The sequence below is a fragment of the Sphingomonas sp. NBWT7 genome (genome assembly GCF_014217605.1).
Taxonomy (GTDB): domain Bacteria; phylum Pseudomonadota; class Alphaproteobacteria; order Sphingomonadales; family Sphingomonadaceae; genus Sphingomonas.
The window spans coordinates 2,127,464-2,146,282 of the sequence record NZ_CP043639.1 but is presented as its reverse complement, the minus strand read 5'-3'; the positions used below and the strand labels follow the sequence as shown (position 1 = coordinate 2,146,282).

Annotated in this window: 12 protein-coding genes and 1 tRNA gene; 6 read left to right on the top strand and 7 right to left on the bottom strand. The window is 68.6% G+C overall.

All coding sequences use genetic code 11. The annotated features are described in order from the left end of the window. Positions 1-14: 14 nt before the first annotated feature. From F1C10_RS10535 to nadB, 4 genes are all read right to left on the bottom strand, one after another. A complete protein-coding gene (locus F1C10_RS10535; protein WP_185206023.1) occupies positions 15-1,532 on the bottom strand; it encodes a lipopolysaccharide biosynthesis protein in 1,518 nt (505 codons plus the stop codon). 55 nt (positions 1,533-1,587) lie between these two features. Then, positions 1,588-4,368 (bottom strand): DNA polymerase I, encoded by a 2,781-nt coding sequence (polA, locus tag F1C10_RS10530; protein ID WP_185206021.1) that lies wholly within the window; start codon positions 4,366-4,368, stop codon positions 1,588-1,590. Between the two features lie 67 nt (positions 4,369-4,435). Further along, the gene (locus F1C10_RS10525) at positions 4,436-5,575 is read right to left on the bottom strand and encodes a class A beta-lactamase-related serine hydrolase (RefSeq protein ID WP_258042849.1); all 1,140 of its coding nucleotides are present in this window, start codon (positions 5,573-5,575) and stop codon (positions 4,436-4,438) included. Positions 5,576-5,696: 121 nt separating this feature from the next. After that, on the bottom strand, positions 5,697-7,274 hold the full coding sequence (gene nadB / locus F1C10_RS10520) for an L-aspartate oxidase (protein ID WP_185206019.1): 1,578 nt from the start codon (positions 7,272-7,274) through the stop codon (positions 5,697-5,699). A 131-nt stretch (positions 7,275-7,405) separates the two neighbouring features. Here nadB and F1C10_RS10515 point away from each other — a divergent pair, with 131 nt between their 5' ends. Beyond that, positions 7,406-9,208 (top strand): aminopeptidase P family protein, encoded by a 1,803-nt coding sequence (locus F1C10_RS10515; protein WP_185206017.1) that lies wholly within the window; start codon positions 7,406-7,408, stop codon positions 9,206-9,208. 33 nt (positions 9,209-9,241) lie between these two features. Here F1C10_RS10515 and F1C10_RS10510 read toward each other — a convergent pair whose 3' ends face one another. After that, positions 9,242-9,421, bottom strand: a complete 180-nt coding sequence (locus F1C10_RS10510; protein ID WP_185206015.1) for a hypothetical protein — start codon at positions 9,419-9,421, stop codon at positions 9,242-9,244. Positions 9,422-9,515: 94 nt separating this feature from the next. Between F1C10_RS10510 and F1C10_RS10505 the strand changes: the two genes are divergently transcribed. Then, positions 9,516-9,590, top strand: a tRNA-Thr gene (locus tag F1C10_RS10505). Positions 9,591-9,654: 64 nt separating this feature from the next. On the opposite strand, the gene hslU is transcribed toward F1C10_RS10505, so the two are convergent. Both hslU and mutS read right to left on the bottom strand, forming a co-directional pair. After that, on the bottom strand, positions 9,655-10,950 hold the full coding sequence (hslU, locus tag F1C10_RS10500; protein WP_085809025.1) for an ATP-dependent protease ATPase subunit HslU: 1,296 nt from the start codon (positions 10,948-10,950) through the stop codon (positions 9,655-9,657). Between the two features lie 77 nt (positions 10,951-11,027). After that, on the bottom strand, positions 11,028-13,622 hold the full coding sequence (gene mutS, locus F1C10_RS10495) for a DNA mismatch repair protein MutS (RefSeq protein ID WP_185210187.1): 2,595 nt from the start codon (positions 13,620-13,622) through the stop codon (positions 11,028-11,030). Positions 13,623-13,782: 160 nt separating this feature from the next. On the opposite strand from mutS, the gene F1C10_RS10490 reads away from it, so the two are divergent. The 4 genes from F1C10_RS10490 to F1C10_RS10475 all read left to right on the top strand — a co-directional run bounded on the left by F1C10_RS10490 (position 13,783) and on the right by F1C10_RS10475 (position 18,751). Further along, positions 13,783-14,319 (top strand): methylated-DNA--[protein]-cysteine S-methyltransferase, encoded by a 537-nt coding sequence (locus F1C10_RS10490; RefSeq protein WP_185206013.1) that lies wholly within the window; start codon positions 13,783-13,785, stop codon positions 14,317-14,319. Between the two features lie 48 nt (positions 14,320-14,367). Beyond that, positions 14,368-16,632 (top strand): NADP-dependent malic enzyme, encoded by a 2,265-nt coding sequence (locus F1C10_RS10485; protein ID WP_185206011.1) that lies wholly within the window; start codon positions 14,368-14,370, stop codon positions 16,630-16,632. A gap of 107 nt (positions 16,633-16,739) precedes the next feature. Further along, positions 16,740-17,153, top strand: a complete 414-nt coding sequence (locus F1C10_RS10480) for a glycine zipper 2TM domain-containing protein (protein ID WP_185206009.1) — start codon at positions 16,740-16,742, stop codon at positions 17,151-17,153. Between the two features lie 137 nt (positions 17,154-17,290). Next, a complete protein-coding gene (locus F1C10_RS10475; protein ID WP_308458057.1) occupies positions 17,291-18,751 on the top strand; it encodes an NAD(P)/FAD-dependent oxidoreductase in 1,461 nt (486 codons plus the stop codon). Positions 18,752-18,819: the final 68 nt, after the last annotated feature.

The window sequence follows — 18,819 nt, the reverse complement described above, 5'->3', positions numbered from 1 at the left end:
CCCCCTTTTTCCGTCTAGCGCGCGGGCGAGCCGACATGCGGCAGCGTCGCCTCGTCGGCGCGCGGCATGCGGCCGAACAGCGCGCGATCCTCCGGCCCGAACGCCCAGCGCCACAGGATGAAGAGGTACGTGGCCGCGATCGCCGGAATGCCGATCACGATCTCTGCCCATTCGAGGCTGCGGGGCAGGGCGGTGAATGCCGCGCCGACCGCTAGCGCCGCCAGCGTTGCCCACAGCAGCGGCCAGCGCAGCGGCGAGACGGGGGTGGCCAGAATTCGCTTCAGCAGCCACACCTTGATCATCGACGTCAGCCCGGCGCTTACCATCAGCGCCACGGCCGGCCCCGCTGCCTGGAACGCGGGCGGCCAGCCGAGGCCGCGCATCGCGCCGATCAGCGCGAAGCTCAGCACCACCTGGAAACCCAGCATCACCGCCGAGATCATCAGGTTGCGGTGCCGCGCGGTATAGACCAGCGCGGTCTCGCACACCGCGCCGGTCGACGCGAGCACCTCAGCTGTCAGCAGGAAGACGAGCGCGGCGGTACCGGCGACGAATTGCGGGCCGACGATCCCCATCACCGCCTCGCCCGGGATCGATCCCATAAGCGTCAGGCAGCCCTGCGCGGCGACGATCCAGAAGGCGACCTGCCGCACCTGCCGCGCGATCGCAGGCAGGTCGTTCGCGGCAAGGCTCTGCGTGATGACGGGGCCGAGGATCGGATCGAACGACGTCTTCAATTTCTGCGGCAAGCTCGCGACCTGCTGCGCCATGTAATAGATACCGACCACCTTGGGCTCGAACATCACGCCCAGGATGAAGCGGTCGACGTTGCGCGTCCCCCATTCGAGCGCATCGGCACCGGCGAGCGGCACGTTGTCGCGGATCAGCGTCAGCAATTCGGTGAAATGCGGCTGCCAGCCGCGCGGCACGCCGTAGCTGCGCACCAGCGGCACGATCGACGCGATCAGCGCCGCGATCATCGAGACGACGTAGCTCAGCACCAGCCCGTCGCGCGTGGTAAAGAAGGAGAAGATCCATGCCGCGATCGAGATCGTCCACGGCTCGACCACCGCGCGCGCCGTCACCGCCGCCTTCACATTGTGGCGATAGGCGAGCGCGGCGAGGCTGACGTCGGACCAGGCAACCGCGAGGATGATCAGCGGCAGCCAGCGGTCGAGCCCGACGGTCGGCGTGTTAGGATACATCACCTGCGGGAACAGCCACAGCACCGCGCTGGCGATCAGCGACAGGATCGCCGCCACCATCAGCGCGTCGCACACGACATGCGCGTGCGGCCGCTCGGTGCGGCTCAGCGCCTGCGCCAACCCGCGCTTCAGCCCCAGCGTCGCGACCAGCGCGGCGAGCTCCACCACCACCACCGCGATCGCGAACCGTCCGACGAGATCGGGGCCGTAGAGCCGCCCGGCGATGAACAGGAACGGGATGCGCGCCGCCAGCCGCAGGATGAAGCCTGCAACGTTCGTCCGCCCCCCCTTGGCGAGCTGCGCGATATCCTGTGACGTCTCGGTCACCGAAGCGGCCCCCCGGCCACGGCGGTGACGAGTATCGTCCGCGTGCGCCCGCGCACTAGTGCGCCGCGCCCCAGCTCGCACCCGTGCCGATCTCGACCGCGAGTGGCACGTCGAGCGTCACATAGGGTTCGGCCGCGGTCGCCATCACGCGCTCGATCACCGGCTTCGCCGCTTCGACCTCGGCGTCGGGCACCTCGAAGACGAGTTCGTCGTGCACCTGCAGCAGCATCCGCGTGCCGGTGAGCCCGGCCTCCGCCAAAGCCGGCTCGATCCGTGCCATCGCGCGCTTGATGATGTCCGCGCTCGTCCCCTGGATCGGCGCGTTGATCGCGGCGCGCTCGGCGCCCTGCCGCTCGTGCTGCACCTTGCTCTTGATCCGCGAGAAATGCGTCTTTCGGCCGAACAGCGTCTTGGTGAACCCCTGTTCCCGCACCGATTGCAGCGTCTCGGCGATGTAGCGGTTGATGCCGGGGAAGCGCTCGAAATAGCGGTCGATCATCGCCTGCGCCTCGTCCGCGCTGACATCCAGCCGCCCGGCCAGCCCCCAGCGGCTGATGCCGTAGAGGATCGCGAAGTTGATCGTCTTGGCACGCCCGCGCGTGTCGCGATCGACCGTCCCGAAAAGCTCCTGCGCAGTGAGCGAGTGAATGTCGTCGCCGCGCGCGAAGGCCTCCTTCAGCGCAGGCACATCGGCCATGTGCGCCGCCAGTCGAAGCTCGATCTGCGAATAGTCCGCCGCGAGGATGACGTGCCCCGGTTCGGCAACGAAGGCGTCGCGGATCTGCCGCCCGGTCTCGGTGCGGATCGGAATGTTCTGGAGGTTGGGGTCGGTCGACGACAGCCGCCCGGTCTGCGCGCCCGTCAGCGAGTAGCTGGTGTGGACGCGGCCGGTGGTGGGGTGGATCTGCTCCTGCAGGCTGTCGGTATAGGTCGATTTCAGCTTCGAAAGCTGGCGCCATTCGAGCACCTTGGCGGCGATCTCGGCGCCCGGGCCGTCCTTGTCCGCCGCGATCCGCTCGAGCTCGTTGACGTCGGTCGAATAGACGCCGCTCTTGCCCTTGCGCCCGCCCTTGATGCCCATCTTCTCGAACAGGACGTCGCCCAATTGCTTGGGGCTGCCGATCGTGAACGGCGCGCCGGCGATACCGTGAATCACGCCTTCCAGCTGCGCCATCTGCGTCGCGAACTCGCCCGACAGCTGCGCCAGCCGCGCGCGATCGACCTTGATCCCGTGCCGCTCCATCCGCGCGATGACGGCGACGAGCGGCCGGTCGACCATTTCGTACACCCGCGTCGCGCGCTCGATCGGCAGGCGGGCGCGAAAACGCCGCCACAGCCGCAGCGTCACGTCGGCATCCTCCGCGGCGTAGCGCGTCGCCGCCTTCAGATCGACCTGGTGGAAGCCGATCGCCTTCTTGCCGCTACCGGTCACGTCCTTGTACGCGATGCAACTGTGCGACAGGTGCGTCGCCGCGAGCTCGTCCATCCCGTGGCCGTGTAGCCCGGCGTCGAGATCGAAGCTCATCACGATCGTGTCGTCGTACGGCGCGACAGCGATGCCGAGCCGGTCGAGCACGATCATGTCGTATTTGAGATTGTGCCCGATCTTGAGCACCGCCGGATCCTCGAGCAGCGGCTTGAGCTTCGCCAGCGCCGCGTCGCGATCGAGCTGCACCGGCCGGTCGGCGAACATGTCGGCGCCGCCCGCCTCGCTCTCGTGGCCGAGCGGGACGTAGCAGGCCCGATTGGGGGCGAGCGCGAGTGATACGCCGACCAGTTCGGCGAGCATCGGGTCCTTCGCCGTCGTCTCGGTATCGATCGCCAGCCACCCCTGGTGGCGCGCTGCCGCGATCCATTCGTCGAGCGCCGCCTCGTCGACGATGGTTTCATAGCCGTCGTGGTTGCACGGCGGCTCTTCTTCGTGCGGCACGCCGCTCGGCTCTGGCGGCGTCGGATCGACGCCCTCGTTCTGGTCCGCCAGCAGCTTGGCAAGCAGCGACTTGAAGCCGTGATGCTCGAGGAACGCGCGGAGCGGCGCCTCCGGAATACCGTCGAGCGCCATTTCCTCGAGCGGCTGCGGTAGCGGCACGTCGCACGCGAGCTCGACCAGCTTGCGCGACAGGCGCGCCATCTCGGCGTGCTCGATCAGATTGTCGCGCAGCTTGCCCTTTTTCATCTCGGGCGCCGCGGCCAGCACGCCTTCGACACTGCCGTGTTCCAGGATCAACTTCGCCGCGGTCTTGGGGCCGACGCCGGGCACACCGGGCACGTTGTCGACACTGTCGCCCATCAGCGCCAGCACCTCGCCCAGCTTGTCGGGGAGGACGCCGAACTTCTCCTCCACCTCCGCCGGCCCGAAGCGCTTGTCCTTCATCGTATCGAGCATATCGATGCCGGGCTCGGTCAGGAGCTGCATCAGATCCTTGTCGGAACTGACGATGGTCACCTGCCAGCCCTGCGCCAGCGCGGCCTTGCTGTACGAGGCGATAAGGTCGTCCGCCTCCCAGCCCTGCTCCTCGATACACGGCAGCGAAAAGGCGCGCGTCGCATCGCGGATCATCGGGAATTGCGGTTTCAGATCCTCCGGCGCTGGCGGGCGATGCGCCTTGTACTGATCGTACATCTCGTTGCGGAACGTGCTCTCCGACTTGTCGAGGATCACCGCGAGGTGGCTTGGCCCCTCCGCCTTGTGGAGGTCGTTGGCGAGCTTCCACAGCATCGTCGTATAGCCGTAAACCGCGCCCGCCGGCTCGCCGTGCTTGTTGGTGAGCTTCGGCAGCACGTGATAGGCGCGGAAGATGAAGCTCGATCCGTCGACGAGGTAGAGGTGCGGCATGCCGCGCGGCTTAGCGGATCGGCGCGCGCGGAACAAACGGTGAGGGCAGGGGATCGCGGGCGGCCGCTCAGCCTTCCGGGTCGTCGCCCTCACGTGTCGCGATCGTCGCCGCTCCGCGATAGCCCGTTACCGTCGCCGCGACCGCCTGGATCAGCTGCTGGCGCACGCGCATCGGCTGCGTCGTGTCGCCGATCATCACCGCGACCGCGTAGCGCCGCCCGTCGGGCGAGGTGATGACGCCGACGTCGTTGAACCCGGCATTGCGGCCGCCGAGCTCCTGGCCGGTGCCGGTCTTGTGCGCGAGCGTCCAGCCCGGCGCGATCCCGGCCTTGAGCCGCGCGCGCCCGGTACGGCTCGATTCCATCGTGCTGACGATCAGGCGCGTTGAGGTTTCCGACAGCAGTTCGCCGCGGAACAGCCGCGCCAGCGCATCGGCGATCGCCAGCGGCGCCGCGCCGTCGGGCGGATCGCCGATATAACGCCGCATTGCCGCCTGCCGCGTCTCGGGCGACAGGCGCGCGCGCATGATCTCGAACGTGTTGCCGACGCTCATCGCCTGGTTCCACGTCAGCCCGGCGGTGCCTGCCTGCAGCAGCCGCTCGCCCGGGCCGAAGCGGATATCGCCGAGCTGCTTGCGCTCGATGAACTCGCGCACCGCCGAAGGCCCGCCGACCAGCGTCAGCAGCCGATCGTTGGCGGTATTGTCACTCTGCGTCAGCGCGCGAAATAGGAGGTTGCCCACCGTCGTCTGGTAGCTGCCGCCCTTCACCAGATTGGCGATCGGCTGGTGGAACAGCGTGAGATCCGCCGGCGTCAGTGTGATCGGATCGTCGAGCCGCAGCCGCCCCTGATCGCGCTGGTCGAGCAACGTCATCGCGACCCACAATTTGCTGACGCTCTGCTGCGGCAGCTTGAGCCGTCCATTGCTCTGCACCGTCCAGCCCTCATCGACCGCGCGGATGGCAACGCCGGCGGTGCCGGGAAACTCGCGCACCAGCTGCTGGATCGACGCGGTCAGCTGACGCGGGGCATTGTCGGTCGGCAGCCGGCGCGGCGTGGGGACGGGGATAGCGACGACGTAAGCGGGGGCGTCATACGCCGGCTGCGCGGGCGCTCTGGCAGACTGCGCGGGCCGCGGCTCGACACATCCTGCCAGCGTCGCCGTCATCGACAGGATCGCCGCCGCGGCGGCCAAACGTCCTAACATCTTCTTGTGCTTGCCCCGCCCTGACCCAGGCATGCACGCTACCGGCAAATGGCTCATTGAACATGAGGCGCTACGCGATCTGCGATGAACGGGGCCTGACATACGCCAGGTCGTCGCCGTGTCACGGAACGAGCACCGTATCCACCGGCTGCGGCAGCGTCTCGGGCCAGTCGAGCGTGAAATGCAGGCCGCGGCTCTCGTGCCGGTGCAGCGCCGATCGTACGATCAGCTCGGCGGTCTGTAGCAGGTTTCTGAGCTCGATAAGGTCGGGCGTCACGCGGAAATGGCCGTAATAATCCTCGACCTCGCTGGTCAGCAGCTTGATGCGGTGCTGCGCGCGCTGGAGCCGCTTGGTCGTGCGCACGATGCCGACGTAATTCCACATGAAGCGACGGATCTCGGTCCAGTTCTGCTTGATCACCACTTCCTCGTCGGAGTCGGTGACGCGGCTCTCGTCCCACGGGCGGATCGCCGGCACCGAGGGCAGAGCGTCCCAATTGGCCGCGATGTGCTTCGCCGCCGCCTCGCCGAACACGAAGCATTCAAGCAGCGAGTTCGACGCCAGTCGGTTCGCGCCGTGCAACCCGCTCTCGGTACATTCGCCCGCAGCGTACAAATGCGGCAGATCGGTGCGCCCGTCGCGATCGACGACGATCCCGCCGCACGTGTAATGCTGCGCGGGCACGACGGGGATCGGCTGCACCGTCATGTCGATGCCGAGCCCCTTCAGCTTCTCGTAGATGTTGGGGAAGTGCCCGCGCACGAAATCGGCGGGCTGGTGACTGATGTCGAGGTGGACGTAATCCAGCCCGTAGCGCTTGATCTCGGCGTCGATCGCGCGCGCCACCACGTCGCGCGGGGCGAGCTCGAGCCGCTCCGGATCGTAATAGGTCATGAAGCGCTTGCCGGTCTGCGGGTTGATCAGCCGTCCGCCCTCGCCGCGCACCGCCTCGGTGATGAGGAAATTCTTGACCTCGAGATTGTAGAGGCAGGTCGGGTGGAACTGCATCATCTCCATGTTGGAGACGCGCGCGCCGGCGCGCCACGCCATCGCGATCCCGTCGCCGGTCGCCCCGCGCGGTGCAGTGGAGAATAGGTACGTCCGCCCCGCGCCGCCGGTCGCGAGGATCGTCGCGCGCGCGGTGTAGAGGTTCACCCGTCCGGTCTGGCGATCGACCGCGTAGACACCCCAAACATTGCCCGAGCCCGAATAGCGCTCTTCGTGCCGCCCGGTGGCGAGATCGATCGCGACCTGATCGGGCGCCAAGGTGATGTTGGGATGCGCCTCGGCCGCGCGTTGCAGCGCCTCCTGCACCGCCCAGCCGGTGGCGTCGTCGACGTGGACGATGCGGCGGTGCGAATGCCCACCCTCGCGCGTCAGGTGCAAAGCATTGCCGTCCTGCGCGAACGGCACGCCGAGCTTCTGCAGCCGCTCGATCGCGGCCGGTGCGTTCTCCACCACGAACTCGACAATCTCGCGATCGTTGAGCCCGGCGCCGGCGACCATCGTGTCCTCGACATGGTTCTCGAACGTGTCGCCCGGTTCGAGCACCGCGGCGATCCCGCCCTGCGCCCAGGCGGTCGACCCTTCGTTGAGCGCGCCCTTGGCGAGTACGGTGACCTGGAAGCGATCGGCGAGGTTGAGCGCGGCGGTGAGCCCGGCGGCGCCCGATCCGATGATGAGGACGTCGGCGTTCATGCGCGGGGCGGGGGAGAGGCGAGCATCCGCGCTGCATGGCACGAAGCGCGTGCATCTGCCATATCGGGGCGGTAACGAACCTGCCCCGCCCGCCGCCGGCGAGAGGGGCGGGTGGCCGATCGAGGAGCCCCATGTCCACCTACACCGACCGCCTTGCCGCCCTGCGCGACCAGCTCGCCCGCCAGCAGCTCGACGGCTTCGTCGTGCCGCTGACCGACGAGCATATGAGCGAATATGTCGGCGCCTATGCGCAGCGCCTCGCCTGGCTCACCGGCTTCCAGGGGTCGGCCGGCACCGCGGTGGTGCTGCCCGCGGAAGCGGCGATTTTCATCGACGGGCGCTACACGCTGCAGGTGCGCCAGCAGGTGTCGGCGGACGACTGGCAGTTTGTCGGCGTGCCGGAGACGAGCGTGTCGGGGTGGCTTGCCGGGCATGTGAAGCAGGACGCGCGGATCGGCTATGATCCATGGCTCCACACGAGCGCCTGGGTCGACGAGGCATCGAAGGCGCTCGCCGCCGTCGGCGCGACACTCATCCCGGTCGATACCAATCCGGTCGACGCGATCTGGCCCGATCAGCCGCAGCGTTCGGACGCGAAGTTGGCGGTGCACGATGATCGCCATGCCGGGCGCTCGTCCGCCGAGAAGCGCGCTGCGGTCGCCGATTGGCTCGGCGAGCAGAAGGCCGACGCCGTTGTTCTCGCCGCACTCGAATCGATTGCCTGGGTGTTCAACGTGCGCGGCGGCGACGTCTCCCGCACCCCGGTCGCGCTGTCCTACGCGATCGTCAACGCCGACGGCACAGCGGACCTCTTCGTCGCGCCCGAGAAGATGACGGAGGCGGTCGCGCAGCATCTCGGCAATGCGGTGCGGGTCCACGATCGCGCGGCGTTCGCCGGGGCGCTCGGCGGTTTTTCGGGCAAACGCGTCGCGGTTGATCCCGCGCTGTCGGTCGCCGCGATCCCGCTCGCGATCGAGGCGGCGGGCGGCCGCGTTCTCGCGCTGCGCGACCCCACCGTCATCCCGCGTGCGGTGAAGAACCCGGTCGAGCAGGCGGGGCACCGCGCCGCCAGCACCCGCGACGGCGCGGCGCTGACCCGCTTCCTGCGGTGGATCTCGATCGAAGGCCCCAAGGGCGGGCAGACGGAGCTATCCGCCGCGGCGCGGCTAGAGGCGTTCCGGCGCGAAACCGGCGTGCTGCGCGACCTGTCGTTCGACGCAATCTCCGCGACCGGCCCCAATGGCGCGATCCCGCACTATCACGTCACCGAGGAATCGAGCCTGCCGATCGAGCCGGGGCAGCTCTACCTGATCGATTCGGGCGGCCAATATGACGACGGCACGACCGACGTGACGCGCGTCGTCCCGATCGGTGCGCCGACCACCGAGATGCGCGACCGCTACACCCGCGTGCTCAAGGGGCATATCGCGCTCGCCACCGCGGTCTTCCCGCGCGGCACGGTGGGTTCGCAGCTCGATATCCTCGCCCGGCTCCCGCTGTGGCAGGCGGGGCTCGATTTCGCGCACGGCACGGGGCACGGCGTAGGCAGCTACCTCTCGGTCCACGAAGGGCCGGCGCGGATCGCCAAGCCGAGCTATCCCGGCGGCGGCCCGTCCGAACCGCTGCTGCCGGGCATGATCCTCTCCAACGAGCCCGGCTATTACAAGGCGGGGGATTACGGCATCCGCATCGAGAATCTGTTGCTAGTGGAGGAGCGTCGGATCGACGGCGGCGAAGACGTGATGCTCGGCTTCGACACGCTGACGTTAGTGCCGATCGAGCGTGACCTGATCGATCCGTCATTGCTGACGGCGTACGAGCTGGCGTGGCTCAACGCCTATCACGTGCGCGTCGCAGCTGCACTTGGCGGAGTGCTCGATGGCGCGGACCGGGCGTGGCTCGAGGAGAAGTGCGCGCCGATCGTCGCCGGCTGAGCGCCCTAAGGCACCGCAGGCGCGCTGGGCGGCTCAGGCGCCCGGTGCTTCTTCGTTGGGGTCCGGCGCTGCCGTCGCCGGATCGCCGTCGGGCGCCGACGGCTCGCGTGCGTCGGTCGTGCCGGCGAGGCCGCGTGCCTGCTCCTTGCGGCGGCGCAGGTTGGCGCGCAGCGCCGCGGCGCGGCGGGCCGCGCGATCCTCGTTGCTGTCCATCGCGGTTGCTATTGCGCGCCGTCAGCGCCTTGACAATCGGGTCCCGCTCGTCTCTAGGGCGCCCTCGCTTGCAGCCGATCGGCGCGCGGGCAGTGCTGCCGTAGCTCAGTGGTAGAGCGCATCCTTGGTAAGGCTGAGGTCGTGAGTTCAATCCTCACCGGCAGCACCATTTCTTTCCGCTGTTAGCGCCTATCGCCCCGCCTGGCCTTGTCGGCCGGGCGGGGCGGCGGGCATCACAGGACGAAGCGGCTGAGGTCGGTGTTGCGCGCGACGCTGGCGAGCTGCTTGTCGACATAGGCGGCATCGACCGTCAGCGCGGTGCCGCCGCGGTCCTCCGCGTCGAAGCTCACTTCCTCGAGCAGTTTCTCCATCACCGTCTGCAGCCGGCGCGCGCCGATATTCTCGATCTCACCGTTCACCTCCGCCGCGATCCGCGCGACGGCGCGGATGCCGTCGTCGGTAAAGGTCACGTCGACGCCCTCGGTGCCGATCAGCGCCTTGTACTGCGCCGGCAGCGAGGCCTTGGTGTCCGACAGGATCGCGACGAAATCGTCCTCGGTCAGCCCCTTCAGCTCGACGCGGATCGGCAGGCGGCCCTGAAGCTCGGGCAGCAGGTCGCTCGGCTTCGCGACGTGAAACGCGCCGCTGGCGATGAACAGGATGTGATCGGTTTTCATCGGGCCGTATTTGGTCGACACGGTGGTGCCCTCGATCAGCGGCAGCAGATCGCGCTGGACGCCCTCGCGGCTCACCGATCCGCCGCGCACGTCGCTCACCGCGATCTTGTCGATCTCGTCGAGGAAGACGATCCCGTTCGCTTCCGCGTCAGCGAGTGCGATCCGGCTCACCTCGTCCTGGTCCAGCCGCTTGTCGGCCTCCTCCTCGACCAGCTTTTCCCACGCCGATGGCACCAGGAGCTTGCGCCGCTTGGTCTGCCCGCCGCCGAGCTTGCCGAACATCTCGCCGAGGTTGATCATCCCCATTTGCGCGCCGCCCGGCAGCTCGAACGGCATCTGCGGCGCGGCCTGCAGCTCGAGCTCGATCTCGGTCTGGTCGAGATGCCCGTCGCGGAAGCGCTGGCGGAAGCTCTCGCGTGTCGCCTGGCTCGAATCCTTGCCGACCAGCGCATCGAGCAGCCGCGCCATCGCGGCTTCCTCCGCCTTGTCCTTCACCGCGGCGCGCCGGCGCTCCTTCTCCAGCCGGATCGCCTCCTCGACGAGGTCGCGCGCGATCTGCTCGACGTCGCGGCCGACGTAGCCGACCTCGGTGAACTTGGTCGCTTCCACCTTCACGAACGGCGCATCGGCGAGCTTCGCGAGGCGGCGGCTGATCTCGGTCTTGCCGCAGCCGGTCGGCCCGATCATCAGAATGTTCTTGGGCGTCACCTCATCGCGCAGATCAGGGCTCAGTTGCTGCCGCCGCCACCGGTTGCGCAGCGCAACCGCGACCGCGCGCTTGGCGTCCCGTTGTCCGATGATATGTGCGTCGAGAGCGGCGACGATCGCCTTGGGCGTAAGATTGTCCTTCATCGCCGCGGCATATCGGGGTGCGGCGACGAGGGATCAAGCAGGGCGGGGCGCCGATCGGGGTGCCGGACGCTGCGCCTTCAGTCCTCGCGTACGATCGCCTTCAGCCGGTACAATTGATCGAGCGCCTCGCGCGGGGAGAGCGTATCGACGTCGAGCCCTTCCACTGCTTCACGCAGCGGATCGCGCGCCTCCTCGCTCTGCGCCGCCGCGGCGGCCGCGAACAGCGGCAGATCGTCGAGCCCCGCGGCGAGCCCGCCGGTCTTGGCGCGGCCCGCCTCCAGCTTCGCCAGCACCGCCTTGGCACGCGCGACCGTTGCCGGCGGCATCCCGGCGAGCCGCGCGACGGCGAGCCCGTAGCTGCGATCCGCCGGCCCGTCGGCGAGTTCGTGGAGCAGCACCAGCTCGCCCTTCCACTCGCGCGCGCGAACGTGGTGGAGGCTCAGCGCGTCGCAGCGCTCGGCGAGCCGCGTTAGCTCGTGGTAATGCGTTGCGAACAGGCAGCGGCAGCGATTGTCCTCGTGGATCGCCTCAACCACCGCCCAGGCGATCGCAAGCCCGTCATAGGTCGACGTGCCACGCCCCACCTCGTCGAGAATCACGAAGCTTGCCGGCGTCGCTTGCGCCAGGATCGCCGCGGTCTCGACCATCTCGACCATGAAGGTCGAGCGTCCGCGTGCGAGATTGTCCGATGCGCCGACGCGGCTGAACAGCCGGTCGACCAGCCCCAATGTCGCGCTGGTCGCGGGCACATAGCTTCCGGCTTGCGCGAGCACGGCGATCAGCGCGTTCTGCCGCAGGAAGGTCGACTTGCCGCCCATGTTCGGGCCGGTCACCAGCCATAGGCGTGAGCTTTCCGACAGCGAGCAGTCGTTGGCGACGAAGCGGTCACCCGATTTCGCCACCGCCGCCTCGACCACCGGGTGCCGCCCGCCGACGACGTCGAAGCAGGCGTGATCGACCAATGCGGGCCGCGCCCAGCCGCCCTCGGCGGCGCGCTCGGCGAGCCCCGCCGCCACATCGAGCCGGGCTAGCGCGTCGGCGGTCGCCGCGATCGGCTCGGCACAGGCGAGCGCAGCGGCGATCAGATCCTCGAGATGTGCCGCCTCCGCTGCGATCGCATGCGCCCCCGCCTGCGTCACGCGGCTCGCCACCTCGTGCAGCTCGGGGGCGTTGAAGCGCACGACGCCGGCGAGCGTCTGGCGGTGCGTGAATCCCGACTCCGGTTTCATCAGCGGGTCGGCGCTGCGCGCGGCGACCTCGACGTGATAGCCAAGTACGTTGTTGTGCCGGATCTTGAGCGCGGCGATGCCCGTCTCGTCGCGGTAGCGCGCCTCCAAAGCGGCGATCGCGCGGCGCCCGCCGCTGCCCGCATCGCGCAGATCGTCGAGCGCGGCGTCGTAACCCTCGGCGATGAACCCACCGGCCGCCGCGTCGATCGGCGGGGCGGGGACGAGCGCGCGCTTGAGCAGGTCGATCAGTTCGCCGTGTCCGCGCAGCCGCGGCGCGAGCTGCGCGAGAAGGTCGCTGCCGCCGTTCTCGACCAGCCCGGGCAGCGAGCTGCCGAGCGTCTCGCCGAGCAGCCACGCGCCGTCGAGCCCGTCGCGTAATTGTCCGAGATCGCGCGGGCTGCCGCGCCCTGCGGCGAGCCGGCCGAGCGCGCGCCCGATGTCGGGCAGCGCGCGTAGCCGATCGCGCAGCCGCGCGCGCGCGTCGCTGTCGTCGTGGAAGAAGGCGACCAGCGCCAGCCGTGCCTCGATCGCGGTCTTGTCCATCAGCGGCGCGCCGATATCGGCGGCGAGCAGCCGTGCGCCAGCGCCCGTCACCGTGCGGTCGACCGCGTCGAGCAAGCTGCCCTTGCGCACGCCGCCTGCGCTGCACGTCAGTTCCAGGCTCTCGCGCGTCGCCGCGTCGATCGCCATCGCCTCCGCGCTGCGGCGGATCACCGGCGGGCGCAGCAGCGGCAGGGTGCCTTTGCCGTTATGTTCCAGATACGCGACCAGCCCACCCGCGGCGGCGAGCATCGCGCGGTCGAACTGGCCGAAGCCGTCGAGCGTCGCGACGCCGTGCAGCCGGCGGAGCCGCTCCTCGCCGCGCGCGCTGTCGAAATCGCCGCGCGGCCGCCACACCGTCGCGGGCGCGTCGCTCCCCTCCGCGGCGATCACCTCCGCCGCGCCGAGGCGCGCGAGTTCAGCCCCCAGCGCCTGCGCGCTGCACGCGATCACCTCGAACCGGCCGGTAGAGATGTCCGCCGCCGCGACGCCGACGCCGCCCGCCGCTTCGCCCACCGCGACGCACCAGTTCGCGGCGCGCGCATCGAGCAGCGCTTCCTCGGTCAGCGTACCTGCGGTGACGAAGCGGACGATCGCGCGATTGACCAGTGCCTTCGATCCGCGCGCCTTGCGCGCCGCCTCCGGACTCTCAGTCTGCTCGGCGATCGCGACGCGGTGCCCCGCCTTGATCAGCCGCTGGAGATAGGCCGTCGCGGCGTGAACGGGGACGCCGCACATTGGAATCTTGCTGCCCTCATGCTCGCCGCGCGCCGTCAGCGCGATGTCGAGCACCCCGCTGGCGATCCGCGCATCGTCGAAGAACAGCTCGAAGAAATCGCCCATGCGATAGAACAGCAGGCAGTCACCCGCCTCTTCCTTGAGCGCGAGATATTGCGCCATCATCGGCGTCGGGGCGGGGGCGTCGGTCATGGCTTTTATAAAATCGATCGGGCGCGGGACTGCGGAAAGGCGCGGCTTACCCAGCGCATGCCCGCTTGGCGAGCGTGGGTTTGACCGCAAGCGACGGGATGCCGGCGCGCACAGCACACGTTAGGAGACGTCCATGACCTATGCCGCGACCGTCATCGCCTCGCCGACCGGCGACCTCACGCTCGTCGCCAGCGACCGCGGGCTCGCGGCCGTGCTGTGGAACGACGATGCTTCCATGCAGCGGCGCTACGCCCCGCGAACCGTTGGACGCGATCACCCGGTGCTCGTCGCCGCGACGCGACAGCTGGCGGAGTATTTCGCAGGGACGCGCACCGCGTTCGATCTGCCGCTCGATCCGATCGGTACCGATTTCCAGCTGGCGGTGTGGGCAGCGCTGCTCGCCATCCCCTACGGCGAGACGCGCAGCTACCGCGACATCGCGGTGGCGGTCGGCCGGCCGACCGCGACGCGCGCGGTGGGGGCGGCGAACGGGCGCAATCCGCTGTCAATCGTCACGCCGTGCCACCGCGTGATCGGCGCGGGCGGCGCGCTGACCGGGTTCGGCGGCGGTTTGCCCAACAAGCAGCTGCTGCTCGCGCTCGAGCGCCGCGTCGCGGGTGCCGCGCTCGATCAGCCCGATCTCTTTGTCGCCCACGCGGTTGCATCGTGACCATGCGCCCGTAAAGGTCGCGGGCGAACCTCTCCCCCGGGTGCCCGCATGACCGATCAGACCAAGACCAACGTCCAGTTTTCCGAGCGCGAGGCGCTGCTGTTCCATTCCGAAGGGCGGCCCGGCAAGATCGAGATCGTCGCTTCGAAACCGATGGCGACGCAGCGCGATCTCGCGCTCGCCTATTCTCCCGGCGTCGCCGTGCCGGTGCAGGCGATCGCCGACGATCCTGCGACCGCCTACGATTACACCACCAAGGGCAATCTCGTCGCCGTCATCTCGAATGGCACCGCGATCCTCGGCATGGGCAATCTCGGCGCGCTTGCCTCCAAGCCGGTGATGGAAGGCAAGGCGGTGCTGTTCAAGCGCTTCGCCGACGTCGATTCGATCGATCTCGAAGTCGCGACCGAGGACGTCGATGCCTTCATCAACTGCGTCGCGCTGCTCGAGCCGTCGTTCGGCGGGATCAACCTTGAGGACATCAAGGCGCCCGAGTGCTTCATCATCGAGCAGACGCTGCGCGAGCGGATGAACATCCCCGTCTTCCACGACGACCAGCACGGCACCGCGATCATTACCGCGGCGGGGCTGATCAACGCCTGCCTGCTGACCGGCCGGCGGCTGGGCGACATCAAGGTCGTCGTCAACGGCGCGGGCGCGGCGGCGATCGCCTGCACCGAACTGATCAAGGCGATGGGCGTCGGCGGCGACAACGTCATCCTGTGCGATCGCAAGGGCGTGATACATCAGGGTCGCGAGAGCGTTAATCAGTGGCAGTCGGCGCATGCCGTGCCGACCGAGGCGCGCACGCTGACCGAGGCGCTGGTCGGCGCCGACGTGTTCCTCGGCCTCTCCGCCGCCGGCGCGCTGAAGCCTGAGATGGTCAAGGATATGGCGCCCGCCCCGATCATCTTCGCGATGGCCAATCCCGAGCCCGAGATCCGGCCCGAACTCGCCAAGGCGGCGCGGCCCGATGCGATCATCGCCACCGGCCGGTCAGATTATCCTAATCAGGTCAACAACGTGCTCGGCTTCCCGTTCATCTTCCGCGGTGCCCTCGACGTGCGTGCGACGGGGATCAACGAGGAGATGAAGATCGCCGCAGCGCAGGCGATCGCCGAGCTCGCGCGTGAGCGCGTGCCGGAGGAAGTCGCCGCCGCCTACGGCGTGCAGCACGTCTTCGGCGCGGACTATATCATTCCCGCGCCGTTCGATCCGCGGCTGATGGAGATCGTGCCCGCCGCCGTCGCCAAGGCGGCGATGGATTCGGGCGTTGCGACGCGCCCGATCCTCGACATGGAGGGCTATCGCCAGCGCCTGCGCGCGCGGCTCAACCCGACGACGTCGGTGCTCAGCCTCGCCTACGAGGGCGCGCGTGCGCATCCCAAGCGCGTGCTGTTCGCCGAGGGCGAGGAAGAAGTGGTGCTGCGCGCGGCGGTCGCCTTCAAGGAGGGGGGCTACGGCGTGCCGGTGCTGGTGGGCCGCGACGACGTGCCCGATCGGCTCCGCGCGCTCGGCATCAGCAACCCGGAGGAGTATGAACTGCACAACAGCCGCATCTCGCCGCTGGTGCCCGAGATGGTCGACTTCCTGTACAAGCGGCTCCAGCGCCGCGGCTATCTGCGCCGCGACTGCGAGCGGATGATCAATCAGGATCGCAACACGTTCGGCGCGGTGCTGCTGCAGATGGGGCATGCCGACGCGATGATCACCGGTGTCACGCGGACCTGGGCGCAATCGATGCGCGAGGTACGCCGCGTGATCGATCCGGCGCCCGGCCGCACGCCGTTCGGCATTCACCTGATGGTCGGGCAGAGCCACACGGTGTTCATCGCCGACACGACGGTGAACGAGCGTCCGACGCCCGAGCAGCTCGCCGACATCGCCGAGCAGACCGCCGCCGTCGCGCGCCGCATGGGGCACGAGCCGCGCGTCGCCTTCCTCAGCTACTCAACCTTCGGCAATCCGAAGGGCACCTTCCTCGACAACGTGCGCGAGGCGATCACCGTGCTTGATGGGCGCAACGTCGGGTTCGAATATGAGGGGGAGATGACGCCCGACGTCGCGCTCAACCCGGCGCAGCTCGCCAATTATCCCTTTGCGCGCCTGTCCGGCCCGGCGAACGTCCTGATCATGCCTGGCCTCCAGTCGGCGCACATTTCGGCCAAGCTGCTGCGCGAACTTGGCGGGGACAGCGTGATCGGGCCGATGCTGGTGGGCATGGAGAAGCCCGTACAGATCGCGCCGATGACCTCGTCGGCGAGCGATCTGATGACGCTGGCGGTGCTCGCCGCGGGCGGGATCGCCCGCTGACGCGCGGCACCGTCGCGGGCGGGCAAAAGTACCGCCGTGACGCTGATCCGGCGCAACCAAGTGCCGCATCGACGATTACGTCTTCACCCAGACAACAGGAGAAGACGATGCGGAGTGTTGCGTTGGCCGCGATCGGTGCGGCGGTGATGGTGACGGGTTGCGTCGGTGACCGCTACGGCGGCGGCCCGGGCTATGTCGACAGCGGCTACAGCCGCTACGATTACAACAGCCCCGATCCGGCCTATGGCGGCTACGAGGCCGACCGCTATTATCGCGACGATGCGCGCTATCGCGAGCGCCGCTTGTCCGACAACGATCGTGTCTATGCGGGCCGGGACGGGCGCTATTACTGCCGCCGTTCGGATGGCACGACCGGTCTGATCGTCGGCGGCATCGCGGGCGGCGTGCTCGGTTCGGCGATTTCGCCCGGCGGGTCGGGCCTGCTCGGCGCGCTGCTCGGCGGCGCGGGTGGCGCGGCGCTCGGCAAGTCGGTCGACCGCAACAACGTACGCTGCCGCTGACGGAACGACGGGTGTCGGCACTGCCGGCACCCGTTTTCGGCACGATCTAACGCAACCGACTTAAACCCTCTTCCATCGCTCCGCCGGACACGGCATCTTGCACGTCGAGCGGAGCAAAACCGCCGATGGAGAGCGTGATGAGCAAGCGGGTTGCGGTGATCGGTGCGGGCATGGGCGGGCTGTGCGCCGCGATCAAGGCGCGCGAGGCCGGCCACGACGTCACCGTTTTCGAGCACGCCGATTCCGTCGGCGGCACCTGGCGCGCGAACCGCTATCCCGGCGTCGCGTGCGACGTACCCGCGATCCTCTATCAGTTCAGCTTCGCGCCCAACCCGAACTGGAGCCACAATTACGCGCGCGGGGCGCAGATCCACGACTACACCAAGGGTCTCGTCGAACAATTCGGCCTGAGCGAAGTGTTGCGCCTCAACGAAGGCGTGACGAGCGCGACATGGGACGAGGCGGCGGGCGAATGGAACGTCGAGACCGAGCGCGGCACAAGCGAGCGGTTCGACGCGATCGTTCCCGCGCTCGGCCAGCTCAGCCGTCCGTGCTTTCCCGACATCCCCGGCGTCGAGAATTTTGCCGGGCCGAAATGGCATGCGGCGGCGTGGGACGACAGCGTCGATCTCACTGGCAAGCGCGTCGGTGTGATCGGATCGGCCGCCAGTGCGGTGCAGTTCATTCCCGAGATCGCGAAGCAGGCGGGGCATCTCGTCGTCTTCCAGCGTACGCCCAACTGGGTCGTGCCACGCAACGACCAGCATGTGACCGACGAGACGAAGGCGCTGATGGCGACCAACGTCGACGTCGCGATGAAGCTCGGCGCCGCGCAGCGCGCGATGATCTTCGACAATGCCGATAATTTCTTCTGGCAAGCGTTCAAATGGACGCCCGAGGGCCGCGCCGCTTACACCCGCACCGCGCTCGACCATCTCGAGGCGCAGGTGCCCGATCTCGAGCTGCGCGCGAAGCTGACCCCCGATTACCCGATCGGGTGCAAGCGCATCCTCATCACCGACGATTTCTACCCCGCGCTGATGCGCGACAACGTCACGCTCGAAACCGCCGGGATCACGGGCATCGAAGCGAACGGCGTGCGCTCCGCCGATGGCTTCCACGAGCTCGACGTGCTGATCTTCGCCACCGGCTTCGAAACCACGCAATGGGACTGGTCGATGTCGGTCACCGGCGAGGGCGGGCGCACGCTGAAGGACACGTGGCGCGAGGGACCGGAGGCGTATCTCGGCATCATGGTCGCGGGCTTCCCCAACATGTTCATCCTCTACGGGCCGAACACCAACCTCGGGCACAATTCGATCAGCTTCATGATCGAGCAGCAGGTCGGCTACATGCTCAGGACGCTGGAACTGGTCGAGGACAGCCAGGCGAAGGCGGCGGCGGTGAGCGAGGACGGGCAACGGCGCTTCAACGAGCGGATCCAGCAATTGCTGTCGAACACCGTATGGGCCGATCCGCACTGTCGCAGCTGGTACAAAGCGGCGAATGGCCGCGTGTACCAGAATTGGGCCGGCGACTGCGCGAGCTACGCCGAGATGACGGCAACGGTCGATCGCGAGGCCGTGCTGGTGCGGTAGGCGGCTGCGTCAGGCAGCCCGCGTCAGGCAGGGGAAGCGCTGGCGGGGCTGCCGGGCGGGTTCGCGAG